17 protein-coding genes are annotated in these 16665 nt (G+C 65.7%); 11 read left to right on the forward strand and 6 right to left on the reverse strand.

Annotation, left to right across the window (positions count from 1 at the left end; genetic code table 11):
• Positions 1-14: 14 nt before the first annotated feature.
• On the forward strand, positions 15-644 hold the full coding sequence (locus RXV95_RS00810; protein WP_338467131.1) for an SOS response-associated peptidase family protein: 630 nt from the start codon (positions 15-17) through the stop codon (positions 642-644).
• A gap of 175 nt (positions 645-819) precedes the next feature.
• On the opposite strand, the gene RXV95_RS00815 is transcribed toward RXV95_RS00810, so the two are convergent.
• The gene (locus tag RXV95_RS00815; RefSeq protein WP_338467132.1) at positions 820-1524 is read right to left on the reverse strand and encodes a sulfite exporter TauE/SafE family protein; all 705 of its coding nucleotides are present in this window, start codon (positions 1522-1524) and stop codon (positions 820-822) included.
• Between the two features lie 122 nt (positions 1525-1646).
• The gene (panC, locus tag RXV95_RS00820; RefSeq protein WP_338467133.1) at positions 1647-2501 is read right to left on the reverse strand and encodes a pantoate--beta-alanine ligase; all 855 of its coding nucleotides are present in this window, start codon (positions 2499-2501) and stop codon (positions 1647-1649) included.
• Positions 2502-2630: 129 nt separating this feature from the next.
• Here panC and RXV95_RS00825 point away from each other — a divergent pair, with 129 nt between their 5' ends.
• The 5 genes from RXV95_RS00825 to RXV95_RS00845 all read left to right on the forward strand — a co-directional run bounded on the left by RXV95_RS00825 (position 2631) and on the right by RXV95_RS00845 (position 8547).
• On the forward strand, positions 2631-3458 hold the full coding sequence (locus RXV95_RS00825) for a division plane positioning ATPase MipZ (protein WP_338468599.1): 828 nt from the start codon (positions 2631-2633) through the stop codon (positions 3456-3458).
• A 4-nt stretch (positions 3459-3462) separates the two neighbouring features.
• A complete protein-coding gene (locus tag RXV95_RS00830; protein WP_338467134.1) occupies positions 3463-3753 on the forward strand; it encodes a J domain-containing protein in 291 nt (96 codons plus the stop codon).
• A gap of 40 nt (positions 3754-3793) precedes the next feature.
• Complete coding sequence (locus RXV95_RS00835; protein ID WP_338467135.1) at positions 3794-5197, forward strand: phosphomannomutase/phosphoglucomutase; 1404 nt, start codon at positions 3794-3796, stop codon at positions 5195-5197.
• A gap of 26 nt (positions 5198-5223) precedes the next feature.
• Positions 5224-6048: a DUF2059 domain-containing protein gene (locus tag RXV95_RS00840; RefSeq protein ID WP_338467136.1), complete on the forward strand. Its 825-nt coding sequence runs from the start codon at positions 5224-5226 to the stop codon at positions 6046-6048.
• A 66-nt stretch (positions 6049-6114) separates the two neighbouring features.
• Positions 6115-8547 carry a ligase-associated DNA damage response DEXH box helicase gene (locus RXV95_RS00845; protein WP_338467137.1) on the forward strand — a complete coding sequence of 811 codons (2433 nt, stop codon included), beginning with the start codon at positions 6115-6117 and terminating at the stop codon, positions 8545-8547.
• 171 nt (positions 8548-8718) lie between these two features.
• Here RXV95_RS00845 and RXV95_RS00850 read toward each other — a convergent pair whose 3' ends face one another.
• The 4 genes from RXV95_RS00850 to RXV95_RS00865 form a co-directional block, all read right to left on the reverse strand.
• A complete protein-coding gene (locus tag RXV95_RS00850; protein ID WP_338467138.1) occupies positions 8719-9153 on the reverse strand; it encodes a biopolymer transporter ExbD in 435 nt (144 codons plus the stop codon).
• A 48-nt stretch (positions 9154-9201) separates the two neighbouring features.
• Complete coding sequence (locus RXV95_RS00855; RefSeq protein ID WP_338467139.1) at positions 9202-9732, reverse strand: biopolymer transporter ExbD; 531 nt, start codon at positions 9730-9732, stop codon at positions 9202-9204.
• A 119-nt stretch (positions 9733-9851) separates the two neighbouring features.
• The gene (locus RXV95_RS00860) at positions 9852-10613 is read right to left on the reverse strand and encodes a MotA/TolQ/ExbB proton channel family protein (RefSeq protein ID WP_338467140.1); all 762 of its coding nucleotides are present in this window, start codon (positions 10611-10613) and stop codon (positions 9852-9854) included.
• A 90-nt stretch (positions 10614-10703) separates the two neighbouring features.
• Entirely contained in the window at positions 10704-11357 is a 654-nt protein-coding gene (locus RXV95_RS00865) for an energy transducer TonB (RefSeq protein WP_338467141.1), read from the reverse strand.
• 262 nt (positions 11358-11619) lie between these two features.
• Here RXV95_RS00865 and RXV95_RS00870 point away from each other — a divergent pair, with 262 nt between their 5' ends.
• The 5 genes from RXV95_RS00870 (at position 11620) to RXV95_RS00890 (ending at position 16550) form a co-directional block, all read left to right on the forward strand.
• Positions 11620-12576: a hypothetical protein gene (locus RXV95_RS00870; protein WP_338467142.1), complete on the forward strand. Its 957-nt coding sequence runs from the start codon at positions 11620-11622 to the stop codon at positions 12574-12576.
• A 79-nt stretch (positions 12577-12655) separates the two neighbouring features.
• Positions 12656-13066 (forward strand): thioesterase family protein, encoded by a 411-nt coding sequence (locus tag RXV95_RS00875; protein ID WP_338467143.1) that lies wholly within the window; start codon positions 12656-12658, stop codon positions 13064-13066.
• 92 nt (positions 13067-13158) lie between these two features.
• Complete coding sequence (locus RXV95_RS00880; protein ID WP_338467144.1) at positions 13159-14475, forward strand: homoserine dehydrogenase; 1317 nt, start codon at positions 13159-13161, stop codon at positions 14473-14475.
• Positions 14476-14531: 56 nt separating this feature from the next.
• Positions 14532-15749, forward strand: coding sequence for a histidine kinase (locus RXV95_RS00885; protein WP_338467145.1), 1218 nt, complete (start codon positions 14532-14534; stop codon positions 15747-15749).
• 3 nt (positions 15750-15752) lie between these two features.
• A complete protein-coding gene (locus RXV95_RS00890) occupies positions 15753-16550 on the forward strand; it encodes a LytTR family DNA-binding domain-containing protein (RefSeq protein WP_338467146.1) in 798 nt (265 codons plus the stop codon).
• The last annotated feature ends 115 nt before the right edge of the window (positions 16551-16665 follow it).

Genomic DNA, 16665 nt, shown 5'->3' on the forward strand with positions numbered 1-16665 from the left:
GTAGGTTCGTTTCTATGTGCAACCTCTATCGCATGACCAGCAATGTGGACGCAATGCGCCAGCTGTTCGGCCCGGTCGAAACCGGCGGCGCCAACGTGCCCCCGCTGCACGAGATCTGGCCCGATCGCGCCGCCCCGGTAATCGTGGCAACGGAAGACGGCACGCGCCGGCTGGAAAGCATGGCGTGGGGCTGGCCGCCGTTCGGCGATTTGAAGCGGTCCATCACCAACGTGCGCAACCTTGCCTCGCCGATGTGGCGCGGCGCGCTGGCCGATCCGATGCGGCGATGCCTGGTGCCCGTCACCGCGTACTGCGAATGGTCGGCAAGGCCCGATCCGGCAACCGGGCGCAAGGTAAGGCACTGGTTCGCCCTGCCCGGCGAAGACCTGTTCGCCTTCGCCGGCCTGTGGCGCCCCACGGACAGCGGCCCGCGCTTTGCCTTCCTCACCTGCCCGGCCAACGAAACCGTTGCGCGCATCCACCCGAAGGCGATGCCGGTGATGCTGGCCGGGCGCGACATGGCGCAACGCTGGATGACCGCGGACGGAACGGGCGCGGCGGCGATGCAGCATCCGTTCCCCGACGCGGAGATGATGGAACTGCCGCCGGAGCCCTCGCCCGGCGAGCAGGGAGCCCTGCTTTAGTTCGGTGCGTCCGCTATCGGGCGCTTCAGGCCGAAAGAAGACTTTCCGGACACGGCGCCATTGCAGACGTTGGGCTGGCCCACCCCCGACCCCTCCCGCAAGCGGGAGGGGAGCAAGACTTGCGCCGCCGCAGGCGGTACTAGTTGCAGCGGGGCAGGCAATTACGCAAAGTCCGCTACACCCCGCACAGCGCCGCGATTGTCGATTGCGGCACCGCGAAGCTCGCCATGCCCAGCGCCATGATCGCCAGCCCCACGCCCACCTGCAACCGCGTGTTGTGCGCCAGCCGCCGCAGCGAGGTTGCGCCGAAGGCGGCCGCCGTCACCGCCGGGATCGTGCCCAGCCCGAAGCCCGCCATCACGCCCGCCGCGCGGATGGGCGTGCCTGTCATCGCCGCGAAAACCAGCGTGCCATAGACCATGCCGCAGGGCACGAATCCCCAGGCCAGCCCCATCGCCACCGTGCCCGCGCTGCCGCTTAGGTGCAGCGCTGCGGCACCGGCGCGGATGCGGTCCGCAATGGCCGCGAACAGCCGGTCCGCTACCGCGATCCCCGGCGCAAGGCCGGTCAGCGACAGCCCGATCCAGCCGAGCGACAGCGCCGCGAAGAGCCGCAGCATCAGGTAAAGCGTCGGGTGGTCGAACCGGGCGATCACCGCCGCCCCCAGCCCGCCGACCGCCACGCCCATCAGCGAATAGGCCAGCACGCGCCCGGCCTGCAGCGTCAGCAGTCCCCGCATCCGCGCGGCGGGTGCGTCGCTGTCCGGTTCGGCCGACATCGACAGCACAGAAGCAATGCCCCCGCACATGCCCGCACAGTGCAGACTGCTGGCAAGGCCCAGCACCATGCCGCCGGCAAAGGTAAGGCTGGTCATGCTCATCGCAGGCGGGATCCCGGCATCATGGATTCATCCGATAGGTCGCGGGGACGGGCGGTTCCTTGATTCAGGTCGAATTTCGTCCTTCTACCGGTTCTCCCCGGCTCTGGCATCCATGCGGCCGGCTATCCGACACCCATGTTGTCGATCAGCCGCGTGCCGCCGATCCGCGCCGCGACCAGCAGGCGCGCGGGGCGTTCGCCCGGCGCATAGAGTTCGGCCAGCGTCTCCGCATCGCGCAGGTCCGCGTAATCGACGCTGGCAAACCCCGCGTCGATCAGCGCGCCTTCCAGCGTGTGGAGCGTGGGCGCGACCTCCGCGCCGCCTTCAATCGCCGCAATCGCCTGTTTCATCGCCTTGGGCAACGCGGCGGCGCGACGGCGGTCTTCTTCGGACAGGTATCGGTTGCGGCTGGACAGGGCGAGGCCGTCCGCCTCGCGCACGGTGGGCACCCCGATAATCGCGTCCACGTGCGGGCGCGTGAGATCGAGGTCGCGCGCCATTCTGCGGATCACCGCCAGTTGCTGCCAGTCCTTCTCACCGAACAGCGCCATGTCGGGCGTGACCTGGTTGAACAGCTTGCACACCACCGTTGCCACCCCGTCGAAATGGCCGGGCCGGGCCGCACCGCACGCGCCTTCGCTGACGCCCGAGACAGAGATGTTGGTGGCATAGCCATCGGGATACATCTGGTCCGACGTGGGCGCCCACAGCAGGTCTGCCCCTTCGGCCTCCAGCATCGCGGCGTCGGCGGCAAGCTGGCGCGGATAGGCGTCAAGATCCTCGTTCGCACCGAACTGGCGCGGATTGACGAAGATCGACACCGCCACCGCACCGGCGCGCGCCTTTGCTTCGCGCACCAGCGTAAGGTGCCCTTCGTGCAAAGCGCCCATTGTCGGGACAAGGGCGAGCGTTTTTCCCCCGTTTTTCAGCGCAGCCACGCATTTGCGCAGGTCTTCAAGCCGATTGATGGTTTGCACGTTTGGCCCTTTGTCCTCTAATTCGTCGCGATGACGTAACCCTTGCGGTCTGTAGTGCGCGCAACATGCCGGCGGCAAGCCGCGCGCACGCAGACCGGCACAGACAAGAAGAGAGCACTCGCCTTGGCCATGGCGCCTTTCGTTCCCCATCGCATCGTCTTCGCCAACGAAAAGGGCGGCACCGGCAAATCGACCACCGCGGTCCACGTGGCGGTTGCGCTTGCCTATCGCGGCGCGAAAGTCGCGGCGATCGATCTCGACGCGCGCCAGCGCACGATGCACCGCTATTTCGAAAACCGCGCCGAAACGCAGAAGCGGCGCGATATCACGCTGCCCGGCGCGACGTGCGAGGTCTATTCGGGCGACAGCGCGGAAGAACTGGACGCCATCGCCGCGCGGCTGGGCGAAAGCCACGATTTCGTGCTGTTCGATACGCCGGGCCGCGACGATCCGCTGGCGCGCCACGTGGCGACCGGCGCGGATACGCTGGTCACGCCACTGAACGACAGTTTCGTGGACTTCGACCTGATCGGACAGGTCGATGCCGAAACGTTCAAGGTGCGCCGCCTTTCGTTCTATGCCGAACTGATCTGGGAAGCGCGCAAGAAGCGCGCGCTGACAACCATCCGCGAACAGCGCAAGGACATGGACTGGGTCGTGGTGCGCAACCGCACCGGCTATACCGAAGCGCGCAACCAGCGCCGCATCGACCAGGCGCTGACCGAACTTTCAAAGCGCGTGGGATTCCGCGTCGCCAGCGGGCTTTCCGAACGCGTGATCTATCGCGAGCTTTTTCCTTCCGGGCTGACCCTGCTGGACAAGGGGCACCTGGGCGAACTGGGTACCAGCCACCTTGTCGCGCGGCAGGAACTGCGCCAGCTCGTCGCCGGACTGGCCCTGCCCACCGCCACGCGCGACCAGCCCGAACTGGCGCTGGCGCAAGCGGGGGAGCGATAGGGCGATGTTGAAGATCGTCTGGCTTGTCGTGCTGGCCGCTATCGCGGTGAAGCTGCTGTCCGGCCACTGGCCGTGGCACCTGCTGAAAGCCGCAGACCGTTCCGCCGCGGCATCGCGCGCCCGCGCCATGCTGGGCGTGCGCGAGGATGCAAGCCGGCAGGAAATCGTGGAGGCGCACCGCCGCCGCATCGCCGCCGTCCACCCGGACCGGGGCGGATCGAACGAGGCCGTTCACGAAGCCGATGCCGCGCGCGACCTGCTGCTCGCGCGGCTGGGACGCAGCGGCCGGGACTGACGCGCTGGACAACGCATCGCCGAACAGGAAAGCTTGAAAAATGACCTATACCTTCCACCCGACTGTCCTGCGCGAATACGACATTCGCGGGATCATCGGCGAAACGCTCGGCCCCGACGATGCGCGCGCGATCGGGCGCGGGTTCGGAACACGGGTGCGCCGCGCCGGGGGAAGCAAGGTTGCGGTGGGGTATGACGGACGCATCAGTTCGCCCATGCTGGAACACGCGCTGGCCGAAGGGCTTACCGCCAGCGGCGTGGACGTGGTACGCGTGGGTCTGGGGCCGACGCCGATGCTCTATTACGCCGAAGCGTCAATGGAAGATGTGGATGGCGGCATCCAGATAACCGGCAGCCACAATCCCCCCAATTACAATGGCTTCAAGATGGTACTTGGGGGCAAGCCGTTCTTCGGAGACGACATACTCGACCTCGGGCGGCTGGCCGAGGCGGGTGACTGGCTCCACGGCACCGGCACGTGCGAAAGCATTGACATCATCGACGCCTATGTCGACCGGCTCGTCGCCGGGCTTGATGGCGTCGACAAGGCGAAACTGGCATCGCTGCGCATCGGGTGGGACGCGGGCAACGGCGCTGCCGGCCCCGCGCTCGAAAAGCTGGTCGCGAAGCTGCCGGGCGAACATGTCCTGCTGTTCACCGATGTCGATGGAAGTTTTCCCAATCATCATCCCGATCCTACCGAGGAAAAGAATCTTGCCGATCTGAGGACGGCAGTCGCCGCGAATAATCTCGACTTCGGAGTCGCTTTTGACGGCGATGGAGACCGGATCGGCGCGATCGACGGCGAAGGACGGATCATCTGGGGCGACCAGCTTTTGATGATCTATGCCGAAGACCTGCTGAAAATGGTGCCGGAAGCCACGATTATCGCGGATGTGAAGGCCAGCCGCGCGCTGTTTGACCGCGTTGCCGAACTGGGCGGCAAGCCGCTGATGTGGAAAACCGGGCACAGCCTTATCAAATCCAAAATGAAAGAGACTGGCAGCCCGCTGGCCGGGGAGATGAGCGGCCACGTGTTCTTCGCGCACGAATACTATGGTTTCGACGATGCACTTTACGCCGCCGTCCGCCTGATCGCCGCCAGCGCGCGGCTGGGCAGGTCCGTCACCGAATTGCGCGGCGCGATGCCGGCGATGATCAACACGCCCGAAATGCGCTTCCAGGTCGATGAAAGCCGCAAGTTCGCCGCGATAGACGAAGTGCTGGCGCGCCTGAAGGCCGAAGGCGCGGAGGTCAACGACACAGACGGCGCGCGCGTCAACACGCCCGACGGCTGGTGGCTGCTGCGCGCATCGAACACGCAGGACGTGCTGGTCGCCCGCGCCGAAAGCGAAAGCGAGGACGGGCTGGAGCGCCTGATGGCCCAGATCGACGACCAGCTCGGCAAATCCGGCATCACGCGCGGCGCGCAGGCGGGGCATTGATTCATTTTCCCGAGGGAGAAAAGCGGTTGAAGGTTCGCACTATCCTCGCCATGGGCGCGGCGACGTTCATGCTGGCAGCCCAACCCACCTTCGCTGCGCCGCAAACGGCCAGGTCAAGCGCGGATGAACAAATGGCCGTGGCGGCGATGGCCGACATGTTCAAGGCCGAACCGCTTACGGCCGAACAACAGGCCCGGCTGCCAAAGGCGGAACGGATCGTTGGCACCATCATGCCGCCCGGAACCATGCAGTCCCTGATGGGATCTATGTTCAGCCGCATCCTCGATCCGATGATGAAGAAGTTTGCAAAGCCCGGCGCCATGGAGATCGCGCGCCAGCTTGGGCGGTCTCCCGGCACGCTTGACCTTTCGCCCGAAGCGGCGGGCGAAATCGAAGCGATCCTTGATCCCGCCTGGCAACAGCGCAACGCATTGCAGATGAGCGTATTCAAGGAAAGCATGGGCAAGGCTATGTCCGCTATGGAGCCGGATATGCGCGTCGGCATGGCGCAGGCCTATGCGGTGAACTTCACCGATGCCCAACTGGATGACATCCTTGCGTTCTTCACGACACCCACCGGCCTCGTCTATGCCCGACGGTCATACATGCTGGCGTCCGACCCGCACATCCTTGCCGCTTCGATGAAGGGGCTGCCCAAGATGCTGGACAACATGAAAACGATGCAGGCAAAGGTCAGTGCCGCGACGTCCGGCCTGCCCCCGCGCCGAGGCTATGATGACCTGAGCGCCGATCAGCGCGAAACGCTCGCGCGTCTGACCGGACTGACGCAGGATCAGATCCAGCGGGGCATGGAACGCGCGGCAGGGAAGCAGGCTGACGCCGGCAAATAGGCTTCCCGGCGACACTTGCCTCAGCAAGGTGTGGCGCCAGGCCCCCGTCCATGCTTTTCCTGCGGGATGACTGCCCAGGTTCCTCCTGAAATCGCACGCTGGTTCGCGCAGCGCGGGTGGCGTGTGCGGCGGCATCAGGCGGGGATGTTGGCGGCGGACGATGCCGGGCTTCACGCGCTGCTCACCGCCGATACCGGCGCGGGCAAGACGCTGGCGGGATTCCTGCCGACGCTTGCCGCTTTCGCGCCTTCGCGGCTGGACGGCGCGCCGCCGCCCGAAGGGCTGCACACGCTCTATGTCTCGCCATTGAAAGCGCTGGCGCATGACGTGCAGCGCAACCTGCTGGCTCCGATAGAAGAGATCGGCCTGCCGATCCGCGTGGAAACGCGCAGCGGCGATACTCCGTCCGATCGCAAGGCCCGCCAGCGCGCTCGCCCGCCGCACGTGCTGTTGACCACCCCCGAATCGCTTTCGCTGCTGCTGTCCTATCCGGAAAGCGCGCAGCTCTTTGCCACGCTGCAGCGCGTGGTGATCGACGAGGTACACGCCTTCGCCACAGGCAAGCGCGGCGACCTGCTGGCGCTGGCGCTGGCGCGGCTGAACGCGATGGCGCCGCAAGCACGCCGCGCCGCGTTGTCCGCAACGGTGGCCGATCCCGAAGCCTTCCGTGCGTGGCTGGCACCGTGGGGTGAGATCGACCGTGTCGCCATGGTAATAGGCGAGGCCGGGGCGCCGCCGGAAGTGGACATCCTGCTGCCGGTTGAGGAACGTGTGCCGTGGGGTGGGCACGCGGCGGCGTGGGCGGTGCCCCAGCTTTACGACGCGATCAAGGCCAACCGCACCACGCTGATCTTCACCAACACGCGCTTCCTGGCCGAATACATCTTCCAGCTGCTGTGGGACGCGAACGAGGATACGTTGCCCATCGGCATCCACCACGGCAGCCTGTCGAAGGAAGCGCGGCGCAAGGTGGAGGGCGCGATGGCGCGGGGCGAGTTGCGCGCGCTTGTGGCCACCGCCAGTCTCGACCTCGGCGTCGACTGGGGCGACATAGACCTTGTCGTGCAGATGGGCGCGCCCAAGGGATCATCGCGCCTGTTGCAGCGCATCGGCCGGGCGAACCACCGGCTCGACCAGCCCAGTCGCGCGTTGCTCGTCCCCGGAAACCGCTTCGAATTCCTCGAGGCCACCGCCGCGCGCGATGCGGTGGAGGCGGGCCAGCGCGACGGCGAGGATTTCAGGCCCGGCGGGCTGGACGTGCTGGCGCAGCACGTGATGGGCACCGCCTGCGCAGGCCCGTTCGACGAAGCGGCGCTGCTGGCCGAAGTGCGCTCAAGCGCGGCCTATGCCTGGGTGGACGATGGCGTGTGGGCGCGCGTGCTGGAGTTCGTGGCGACGGGTGGCTATGCCCTGCGCGCCTATGACAAGTTCCGCCGCATCGTGCGTGCGCGCGACGGCACGTGGCGGCTCGCCCACCCGGAAATGGCCGCGCGCCACCGCCTGAACGCGGGCATTATCGTCGATGCCGAAATGCTGGACGTGCGGTTCCGCAACGGACGGTCGCTGGGCAAGGTGGAGGAGAATTTCGGCGCGACGCTGCGGCCGGGCGATACTTTCCGCTTCGCGGGAATGGATCTTGCGGTTGAAGCACTGAAAGACCTCGATCTGATCGTGCGCGCGGCGAAACGGTCGGCGCAGATCCCCAGCTATATGGGCGCTCGCATGCCGCTGACCACGCACCTTGCCGGTCGCGTGCGCGCGATGTTGACCGATCGCGCAGGCTGGGCGCGTTTTCCCGACGATGTGCGCGAATGGCTTGAGATGCAGGACTGGCGCAGTCGCCTGCCCCCCCCCGGCGAACTGCTGTGCGAAAGCTTTCCTTTCCAGGGCCGGCATTACAGCGTGTTCTATCCGTTCGAAGGCTGGAACGCGCACCAGTCGCTTGGCATGCTGCTCACCCGGCGGATGGAAACACAGGGGCTTTCGCCCATGGGTTTTGTCGCCAACGATTATGCGCTGGCGGTCTGGGGGCTGAAACCGGTGCGCGATCCGGCCACCCTGCTTTCGCCCGACATCCTTGGCGACGAATTCACCGGCTGGGTGCAGGACAGCTATCTCTTGCGCCGGGCATTTCGCGAAGTGGCGGTGATCGGCGGATTGGTGGAGCGGCAGCATCCGGGAAAGCGCAAGTCCGGGCGGCAAGTGACCTTCTCGACAGACCTGATTTACGACGTGTTGCGCAAGCATGAGCCCGATCACCTGTTGATTCAGGCGGCCTGGGCCGATGCCCGTGCGCGGATGACCGACGTGGGCCGGCTGGGCGACCTGCTGGATCGCGCCGCCGGGCAACTGGTCCACGTCGAGCTGGACCGCGTCAGCCCGCTCGCCGTGCCGGTGCTGGTGATGATCGGCAGCGAATCGCTGCCCGCCGGATCGGCCGATGATGCGTTGCTGGTGGAAGCGGAAAGCCTGGCGGCGGCGGCGATGCGCGGGGATTAGAGCGCTTCTTGACGTCTGGTCCGTCTCGGCCGGGCAACGCTTGCACGGCCCATGGCGCCGGAAGGGCCGAAAAAGGTAGCCATGCCAGTGGCAGGCCGGAAAATGCCCGGACCACAAAAAAGGGGGCGGATCGCTCCGCCCCCTTTCGCATATCGCTGCGTGGTCTTCGGCTTATTCCTTGCCGAACACGCGATACTGTTCGTTGCCCACGAAGCCGAACTTCGTAACGCCGACGGTCGTGATGTCTTTCATCAGCCGGTTGGCGATTTCGTAGCTCGCAAATTCTTCGGGCTGGAACTGCAGTTCCGGCTCGGGGTCCATCGCCTTGGTCGCCTGGAGAAGCGAGATCAGCTGACCTTCGGTCGTCTCTGCGCCGTTCCAAAGGATCGTGTTCTGCTGGGTCAGGACCAGCTTGTTCTTCACCGGGTCGATCGTCTGGTTCGCATTCGGCGGGGTCGCCTGCGGCAGGTCGATGTTGACCGCGTTGGTGGCCACCGGAATGGACATGATGAAGATGATGAGGAGACAGAGCATGACGTCGATCAACGGCGTCGTGTTCATCTCCATCATCGGTGAGCCGTCGTCCTTGCCGCCGCTCATTGCCATGATGCGTTACTCCTGTTCGTTCTCGTCACGCCTGTCGTCCGCCCGGGATCAGCCGTTCGGGTCGACGGGGTTCGAGATGAAGCCGACCTTCGGATAGCCGGCGGCCTGCACGTTGTAGATGGTGCCCGCGATGCACTTCCACGGAACGTTCACGTCGCCGCGAATGTGGACTTCGGGGATCTTGTCCGGAGACATGTTCGCCGCACCGCCTTCACGCTTAACGATCGCATCGAGACGATCGAAGGCCTGCTGGTAAAGCTGTTCCGAATCAACCGGCGTGATGTTGTTGATGTAAACGCGGCACTGTCCGCCACGCGAAGATCCCTCGTAACCGGGATCGCCGGGGCTGCGGCCCTGTGCGTCGGTCGACACGACGGCGAGCTGAAGGTTCTCGACCTTGTCCTGCGTCTCTTCCGAGGGAAGGATCGGGATCTTGAGCTTTTCGACCGTTTGGATGGCGACCGGGACGGCAATTAGGAAGATGATCAGCAGCACCAGCATCACGTCGACGAGCGGCGTGGTGTTGATGTCCGACATCGGGGCTTCTTGACCGCCTTCGCCGCCAACATTGATTGCCATGAGTTACGTCCTATCCAATTCCTGCCGCGGGGAGGAGCCGGAGGGGCCGGGTTCGACCGCCTCCGGACTTGTTACCCGCTTGCGCCGGACGGCCGACGGCCGCCCGGGGTCGTCCTAGCTTACTTCTTGGCCGGGGCGGCAGCCGGGGCCGGCTTGGCCGGGGCAGCCGGAGCAACGGCCGGCTTGACCGCGCCACCCGAGCTCAGGTTGGCGAGAACGTCGGTCGAGAAACCGGCGAGCATGCCGCTGATCTTCTTGTTGCGCGCCTGCAGCCAGTTGTAGGCAAGCACGGCGGGAACCGCGACGAGCAGACCGATGGCGGTCATGATCAGCGCTTCACCGACCGGACCCGCGACCTTGTCGATCGAGGCCGAACCGGCCAGGCCGATGGCGATCAGGGCGCGGTAAATACCGACAACGGTACCGAACAGGCCGACGAACGGCGCGGTCGCACCCACGGTGGCGAGGAACGGAAGACCGCCGGCCAGCTTGGCGTTGATGGTCGATTCCGAACGGGCCAGCGAACCGTGCAGCCAGTCGTGCGCTTCGACCTGGTCGGTCATCTTCGACTGCTGGTCGGCAGCGGCAACGCCGTCGTCGACGAGCTGGCGCCATGCGCTGTTCTTGTCGAGCTTCGCGGCGCCTTCCTTGACGTTGGGCGCGCGCCAGAAGGCCGACACGTTCTTCTTGTACTGGTTCATGAGCTTGTTCTGCTCGAAGAACTTGGTGAACAGGATGTAGAACGAACCGAACGACATGATGCCAAGGATGGTGACGGTCGCATAAGCGATGAAACCGCCCTGCTCCAGCGCCTCGACGAAGCCGAACTTGTTCTGCGGAGCAGCGGCAGCGGCCCCGGCGGCAAGCATGTGGATAAGCATTTGCGGGTCTTCCTCTTATAAAATTCGAAACGTGATCGAAACGATTACGGAATCAAAGACTTTTGGATCGGTGCCAGGTGTGATTCCGGATCAGTCCGGAATCACCCAGCGAACCGAGCTGCTGTACGAACCGGCAACCGGCTGGCCATTGACCTCACCCGGCCTGAAGCGGGCGCGGCGCATGAGGTTCTTGCAGGTTGCCTCGTCAAGATCGGCGCTGCCGCTGGACTTGGTAACCGTGCAATTCGTGGGCCGGCCATCTGTATCGAAATCCAGACGGAACCCGGTCGTGCCTTCGCGTTCCTCGCGCAGGGCGCGCGACGGGTAATCGTTCGGCGTCACCCAGTTGCCGGGATTGCCGCGCGTCCTGAACGGCGTCGGCTTCGGCGGCGGCGGCGGCGGCGGCGCGACGGGCGGCGGAGGAAGAACGACCATCGGCGGCGGAGCCGGCGGCGGCGTCGTCACAGCCTGGACCTGCGGCGCGGGCGCGTTGAAGGTAATCGGCGGCGGCGGCGCCACGATGGGCGGCGGCGGCGGCGTGTTATCCTTCGGCGGAGGTGGCGGCGGCGGCGGCGGGGGCGGTTCATCCTTGATGTTGACCGCCGTAGTCACCTCGCGAATCTTCTTCACCGCCGAATACGCAAGGCCCGTGACCAGCGCATAGACGACAATGATGTGAAGGATCGCGACGATGACGAGCGCAGTCATCTTGTTGCCGCTCATCTTTTGGTCAGCGTATGCCATTCAGCTCCTGCACTCCTGATACTCGACCCTGTCGCGGCTCGCTTCCGCTTGCGCGGCCCGTGCCCCGACCGAGACAATGCCTCCGCGCAGGAAGGTCAATCCCCGCGTGAAGGCCAAACCCTGTAGTTTCATCCACCCTGCCGGACAACCCCGGAGCGACCACCAACGAACGCAGGGCATCCGGAGGCAGCATGTGCCGGGCGATTGTTATTGCGCTGCCCGATCGGTCGGGAGCTTTAACGCCGATGCCCTAGGCGCGCAAATGCTTTATCGGTTAACCGGCAATTCACCCGTGGACGTCCTCTATTGCAAGGCCGCCCGCCACCCGCGCGCCAGCCGCGCCCAGCACCCGACGGAGAGCCCTTCGATGTTCCCTTGTTTCCCGCGCCGCCGGATCGCCGCCCTGGCCCTTGCCGCGGCCTGCATTCCCCAGATTCCGCAGGTTTCCGCGCAAGAGGCCGCCAGCCCCGCGCTGCCCGGCCCCACATATGCCGACCTGGCCGATCTGGCCGGCGCATCGAACCTTGTCGCCATCGCCACGGTGCACAAGGTTGCGCCGCTGAAGGCGGAACGCGCGCCCGGCGTTGCACCCGGAATGGTGCGCATCTACGTCGAGGCGGACACGTCCGCGCTGCTGATCGGCACGGGACTGGGCGAATCGGTAAGCTATCTTGCCGACGTGCCGCTGGATTCGCGCGGCAAGGTGCCGAAGCTGAAAAAGCAGAAGGTGATCCTGTTCGCCCGCTCCGTCCCTGGCCACGCGGACCAGCTGGCGCTTGTCGCGCCCGATGCGCAGATCGAATGGACCCCCGCGCGCGAGGCGCAGGTGCGCTCCATCCTCACCGCGATGGTCTCTCCCGACAAGCCACCGAAAATCACCGGCGTGCGCGAGGCAATGCACGTTCCCGGCAACCTGGCGGGCGAGGGCGAGACGCAGATCTTCCTTGCCACGCCCGGCGGCCAGCCGGTTTCGGTCAGCGTGCTTCGCCGCCCGGGTGAGCCGCCGCGCTGGGGCGTGAGCCTGACCGAAATCGTGGACCAGTCCGCCCATCCGCCGCGGCGCGACACGCTGCTGTGGTATCGCATGGCGTGCTTCCTGCCGCACACGCTGCCAGCGCGCGCCAACCTTTCGGAAGACCCGGCGGACCGGCAGAAGGCCGCGGCCGACTATGCGCTGGTGATGCGCGAGCTTGGCCCCTGCCCCCGCACGCGGACCTGAGACGCGCGCGCGAAAGGTAAGGCGCGAAGGCCAGGCGGCGGGCTTTCCTTGCCCGCGCACTCGGCTATAGGCGCGGCTCATGACCGAGCCTTTTCGCCATACCTTCCGCGTGCGCTATGCAGAGATCGACGGCCAGTCGGTGGTCTTCAATTCGCGCTACCTTGAATATGCGGACGTTCTGATCACCGAATACTGGCGCGCCACCGGCATCCACCAGACGGACATCGGCGAGCTTGAGTTTCACGTGGTGAGAGCCGAAGTCGATTACCGCGCACCGATCCGCTATGACGAGCTGATCGAAGGGCGCGTCTGGACCGAGCGCGTTGGCAGCACGAGCATCGTCACGCGGTTCGAACTGCACGGCGCGTCCGGGCAGGGAGGAGACGACCTGCGCGCGGAAATGAAACTGGTCAACGTGCACGTCGATCTGGAACGGGGAACGCCGATGCCGATCCCGCAAGAGGTCCGCGCGCGGCTCGGGGCCGGATAGGCACGGCCACTTCGGCGGATTCCCGCGCGGGACTCGCCTTTTCGCTCCCCATGCCTTAGGGGGCGCGCGCAATTCCAGCAGATGGACATGACATGAGCGAACCCTTGCGCATCGCGCTTGCCGGCCTGGGTACGGTCGGCGCCGGCGTGATCCGACTGATCGAAACCAATGCAGACCTGATCGCGCGCCGCGCGGGCCGCGAAATCCGCATCGTGGCGGTCAGCGCGCGCAACCGCGGCAAGGATCGCGGCGTCGACCTGTCCGGCTATGCCTGGGTGGACGACATGGTGATCCTGGGCGAGCGCGAGGATGTGGACGTCGTGGTGGAGCTGGTCGGCGGGTCGGACGGCCCGGCGCTTTCGCTTGCGCGCACGACGTTCGATGCGGGCAAATCGCTGGTCACCGCGAACAAGGCGATGGTCGCGCACCACGGGCTGGAACTGGCGGCGAAAGCCGAAGGCGCGAAAGCCGCGTTCAAGTTCGAAGCTGCCGTCGCGGGCGGCATACCGGCGATCAAGGGGCTGAAGGAAGGCGCGGCGGCCAACGCGATAGAGCGCGTCTATGGCATCCTCAACGGCACCTGCAACTACATCCTCTCGACAATGGAGGACACCGGCCGCGACTTTGCAGACGTGCTGGGCGAAGCGCAGGCCAAGGGCTATGCCGAGGCCGACCCCACGTTCGACATCGACGGCATCGACGCCGCGCACAAGCTGGCGATCCTGTCGTCGATCGCGTTCGGCACGGCGGTAGATTTCAAGGCCGTGGGCGCCACCGGCGTGCGCCGCGTGATTTCAGCCGACATCGCCCAGGCGGCGGCGCTGGGCTATTACATCCGGCTTATCGGCATGGCCGAAACCGAAGTGGATGAAAAAGGCGAACGCCGCCTGTTCCAGCGCGTGCACCCGCACCTTGTCCACCGCGACCACCCGCTGGCCCATGTCGACGGGGCTACCAACGCGGTTGTCGCCGAAGGCAATTTCGTGGGCCGCCTGTTGTTCCAGGGCGCGGGCGCGGGCGACGGGCCGACCGCAAGCGCGGTTGTGGCCGACCTTATAGACATCGCGCGCGGCGATATCGGCGCGCCGTTCTCCATACCCGTGGCGGACCTCGACACCGCGCCGCCCGCCGAAACCGGGCATCGCACCGGCAAGGCCTATATCCGGTTCGAGGTGGCGGATCGCCCCGGCGTGCTGGCGGAAATAACCGCCGCCATGCGCGATGCGGGCGTTTCCATCGAAAGCCTGATCCAGAAAGGGCATGGCGAACCCGGTCGCGACGATACCGTGCTGGTGGCGATGGTGACGCACGAAGGGCCGGAAAGCGCCATCTCCGAAGCGCTGCGCCTGCTGGAAGGCAGCGAGAGCCTGGCCGAACGGCCGCTGGTGATGCCGCTGATCGGAGAGTGATGGCGCCGCGGCGGCGCGGACTATCCGCGCATCGCCTCGCGCGCTAGAAAGGGGGCATGGCCGTGCTGCCGTTCAAGCCCTCGCCGTTCTTCGGCAACAAGAACCGCGCTTTCTGGCGTCTCCAGTTCCTGGGCTGGGGCGGGGCGATGCTGTTGCGCGCGATGTCCAGCCTGGCGAACGCGCAGCCGTGGTCTTTCCTGATCATCGTGGCTATCGCCTCTATCACCGGCTTTTCGATCTCGCTGATCCTTTCGGTCATCTACCGCGCGCTGATCAACCGGCGCCCGCTGGTCACCTGGGGCGTGACGGCGATCGTGCTGGCGCTGGCCGTCGGGCTTTACGCCTTCATCGATTCGTGGGTGATCAGCCTTTACCGCCCCAGCAGCGACGCGGGCTTCGCGCAGCTGTTCCTGGGTGTGTTCTACCTTGACCTGACGCTGCTGGCCGCGTGGTCGGCGCTGTATTACGCGATCAACTTCTTCCTCCAGGTGGAGGAACAGAACGATCAGCTGATGCGGCTGGAAAACCAGGCGACAAGCGCGCAGCTGGCCATGCTGCGCTATCAGCTGAACCCCCATTTCCTGTTCAACACGCTGAACTCCATCTCAACGCTGGTGCTGCTGAAGCAGACCGAGCCGGCCAATGCGATGCTGAACCGGCTGTCGTCTTTCCTGCGCTATACGCTGGTCAACGATGCCACCGCCCGCGTTTCCGTGGCGCAGGAAGTGGAAACGCTGAAGCTCTACCTGGATATAGAGCGGATGCGCTTCGAAGAGCGGTTGCGCACCGAATTCCGCATAGACGAGGCGGCGAAACGCGCGCTGATCCCGTCGCTGTTGCTGCAACCGCTGGTCGAAAACGCGATCAAGTATGCGGTCAGCCCGCTTGAAGAAGGCGCGCGAATCACCATTTCCGCGCAACTCGTCGGTCCAAGGCTTCGTATCACCGTCTCGGACACCGGGCCGGGATTGCAAACCGCACCCGACCCGGCAAGGGTTCCGGTGACGGGCGGTGCCGGCAGCACGACTTCGACCGGGGTCGGGCTCGCCAATATCCGCGACCGGCTCGTCCAGGCCTATGGAGACAACCAGCGCTTCGAGATGCAGAACCGGCCGGAAGGCGGCTTCGCCGTGGTGATAGAATTGCCATACGAAGTGAAACCTGCCGGCACGCCGGGCGCCGCGCCCCCCACGCGAACGTCCGGATCGCCGGAACCTGCACCTGCCGCGCCCGTTTCCGAATCATTGCGGCCTGCAACACATGAACAAGGGTAGCGCATGACCATCCGCACCATCCTCGTCGACGACGAGAAGCTCGCCATCCAGGGGCTGCAACTGCGGCTCGAGAAGTTTTCCGACGTCGAGGTGATCGACACCTGCAGCAACGGACGCGAAGCGATCCGCAAGATCAAGACCGAAAAGCCCGACCTTGTGTTCCTCGACATCCAGATGCCGGGCTTCGACGGGTTTTCCGTCGTGAAGGGCGTGATGGAGATCGATCCGCCGCTGTTCGTGTTCGTCACCGCCTATTCCGAACACGCGCTGCGCGCGTTCGAGGCGAACGCGGTCGACTACCTGCTGAAACCCATCGACGACGACCGCCTTGCCGACGCGCTTGACCGTGCGCGCACCCGCCTTGCCGAAAAGCGCGGGCTGGAAGAGGTGGAGAAGCTGAAGAACGTGCTGGCCGAAGTCGCGCCCGACGCGATCGACACCATGCCCGACGATGCCGAGCCTGCCACCGGGCGGTTCGAAAAGCTCATCAACATCAAGGATCGCGGCCAGATCTTCCGCGTCGACGTCGACACGATCGAGCGGATCGAGGCGGCGGGCGACTATATGTGCATCTACACCGGCGACAATTCGCTGATCCTGCGCGAGACGATGAAAGACCTTGAACGCCGGCTGGACCCGCGCGTGTTCCAGCGCGTCCACCGTTCGAAGATCGTCAACCTCGATCAGGTTCGGCAAGTGCGCCCGCACACCAACGGCGAATGCTTCCTGGTTCTTTCCAGCGGGGCCGAAGTGAAGGTTTCGCGCAGCTACCGCGACGTGGTGGCGCGCTTCGTGCACTGAGGCGCACCGGCGGCGTCCCCCGACGGGCGGATTGCCCCGATAGGCGGATTACCAAGGTAATGCCCACCTCCAACCCCTCCCGCTTGCGGGAGGGGTTGGAGGTGGCGCGATCAGG

This window comes from Novosphingobium sp. ZN18A2 (assembly GCF_036784765.1).
Classification (GTDB): Bacteria; Pseudomonadota; Alphaproteobacteria; order Sphingomonadales; family Sphingomonadaceae; genus Novosphingobium.

Bases quoted from the DNA above. Each gene is read 5' to 3' on its own strand.
- RXV95_RS00810 (WP_338467131.1), top strand. From the start codon at position 15: ATGTGCAACCTCTATCGCATGACCAGCAATGTGGACGCAATGCGCCAG.
- RXV95_RS00815 (WP_338467132.1), bottom strand. From the start codon at position 1,524: ATGAGCATGACCAGCCTTACCTTTGCCGGCGGCATGGTGCTGGGCCTT.
- RXV95_RS00825 (WP_338468599.1), top strand. From the start codon at position 2,631: ATGGCGCCTTTCGTTCCCCATCGCATCGTCTTCGCCAACGAAAAGGGC.
- RXV95_RS00830 (WP_338467134.1), top strand. From the start codon at position 3,463: ATGTTGAAGATCGTCTGGCTTGTCGTGCTGGCCGCTATCGCGGTGAAG.
- RXV95_RS00835 (WP_338467135.1), top strand. From the start codon at position 3,794: ATGACCTATACCTTCCACCCGACTGTCCTGCGCGAATACGACATTCGC.
- RXV95_RS00845 (WP_338467137.1), top strand. From the start codon at position 6,115: ATGACTGCCCAGGTTCCTCCTGAAATCGCACGCTGGTTCGCGCAGCGC.
- RXV95_RS00850 (WP_338467138.1), bottom strand. From the start codon at position 9,153: ATGGCAATGAGCGGCGGCAAGGACGACGGCTCACCGATGATGGAGATG.
- RXV95_RS00855 (WP_338467139.1), bottom strand. From the start codon at position 9,732: ATGGCAATCAATGTTGGCGGCGAAGGCGGTCAAGAAGCCCCGATGTCG.
- RXV95_RS00860 (WP_338467140.1), bottom strand. From the start codon at position 10,613: ATGCTTATCCACATGCTTGCCGCCGGGGCCGCTGCCGCTGCTCCGCAG.
- RXV95_RS00865 (WP_338467141.1), bottom strand. From the start codon at position 11,357: ATGGCATACGCTGACCAAAAGATGAGCGGCAACAAGATGACTGCGCTC.
- RXV95_RS00870 (WP_338467142.1), top strand. From the start codon at position 11,620: ATGCTTTATCGGTTAACCGGCAATTCACCCGTGGACGTCCTCTATTGC.
- RXV95_RS00875 (WP_338467143.1), top strand. From the start codon at position 12,656: ATGACCGAGCCTTTTCGCCATACCTTCCGCGTGCGCTATGCAGAGATC.
- RXV95_RS00880 (WP_338467144.1), top strand. From the start codon at position 13,159: ATGAGCGAACCCTTGCGCATCGCGCTTGCCGGCCTGGGTACGGTCGGC.
- RXV95_RS00885 (WP_338467145.1), top strand. From the start codon at position 14,532: ATGGCCGTGCTGCCGTTCAAGCCCTCGCCGTTCTTCGGCAACAAGAAC.
- RXV95_RS00890 (WP_338467146.1), top strand. From the start codon at position 15,753: ATGACCATCCGCACCATCCTCGTCGACGACGAGAAGCTCGCCATCCAG.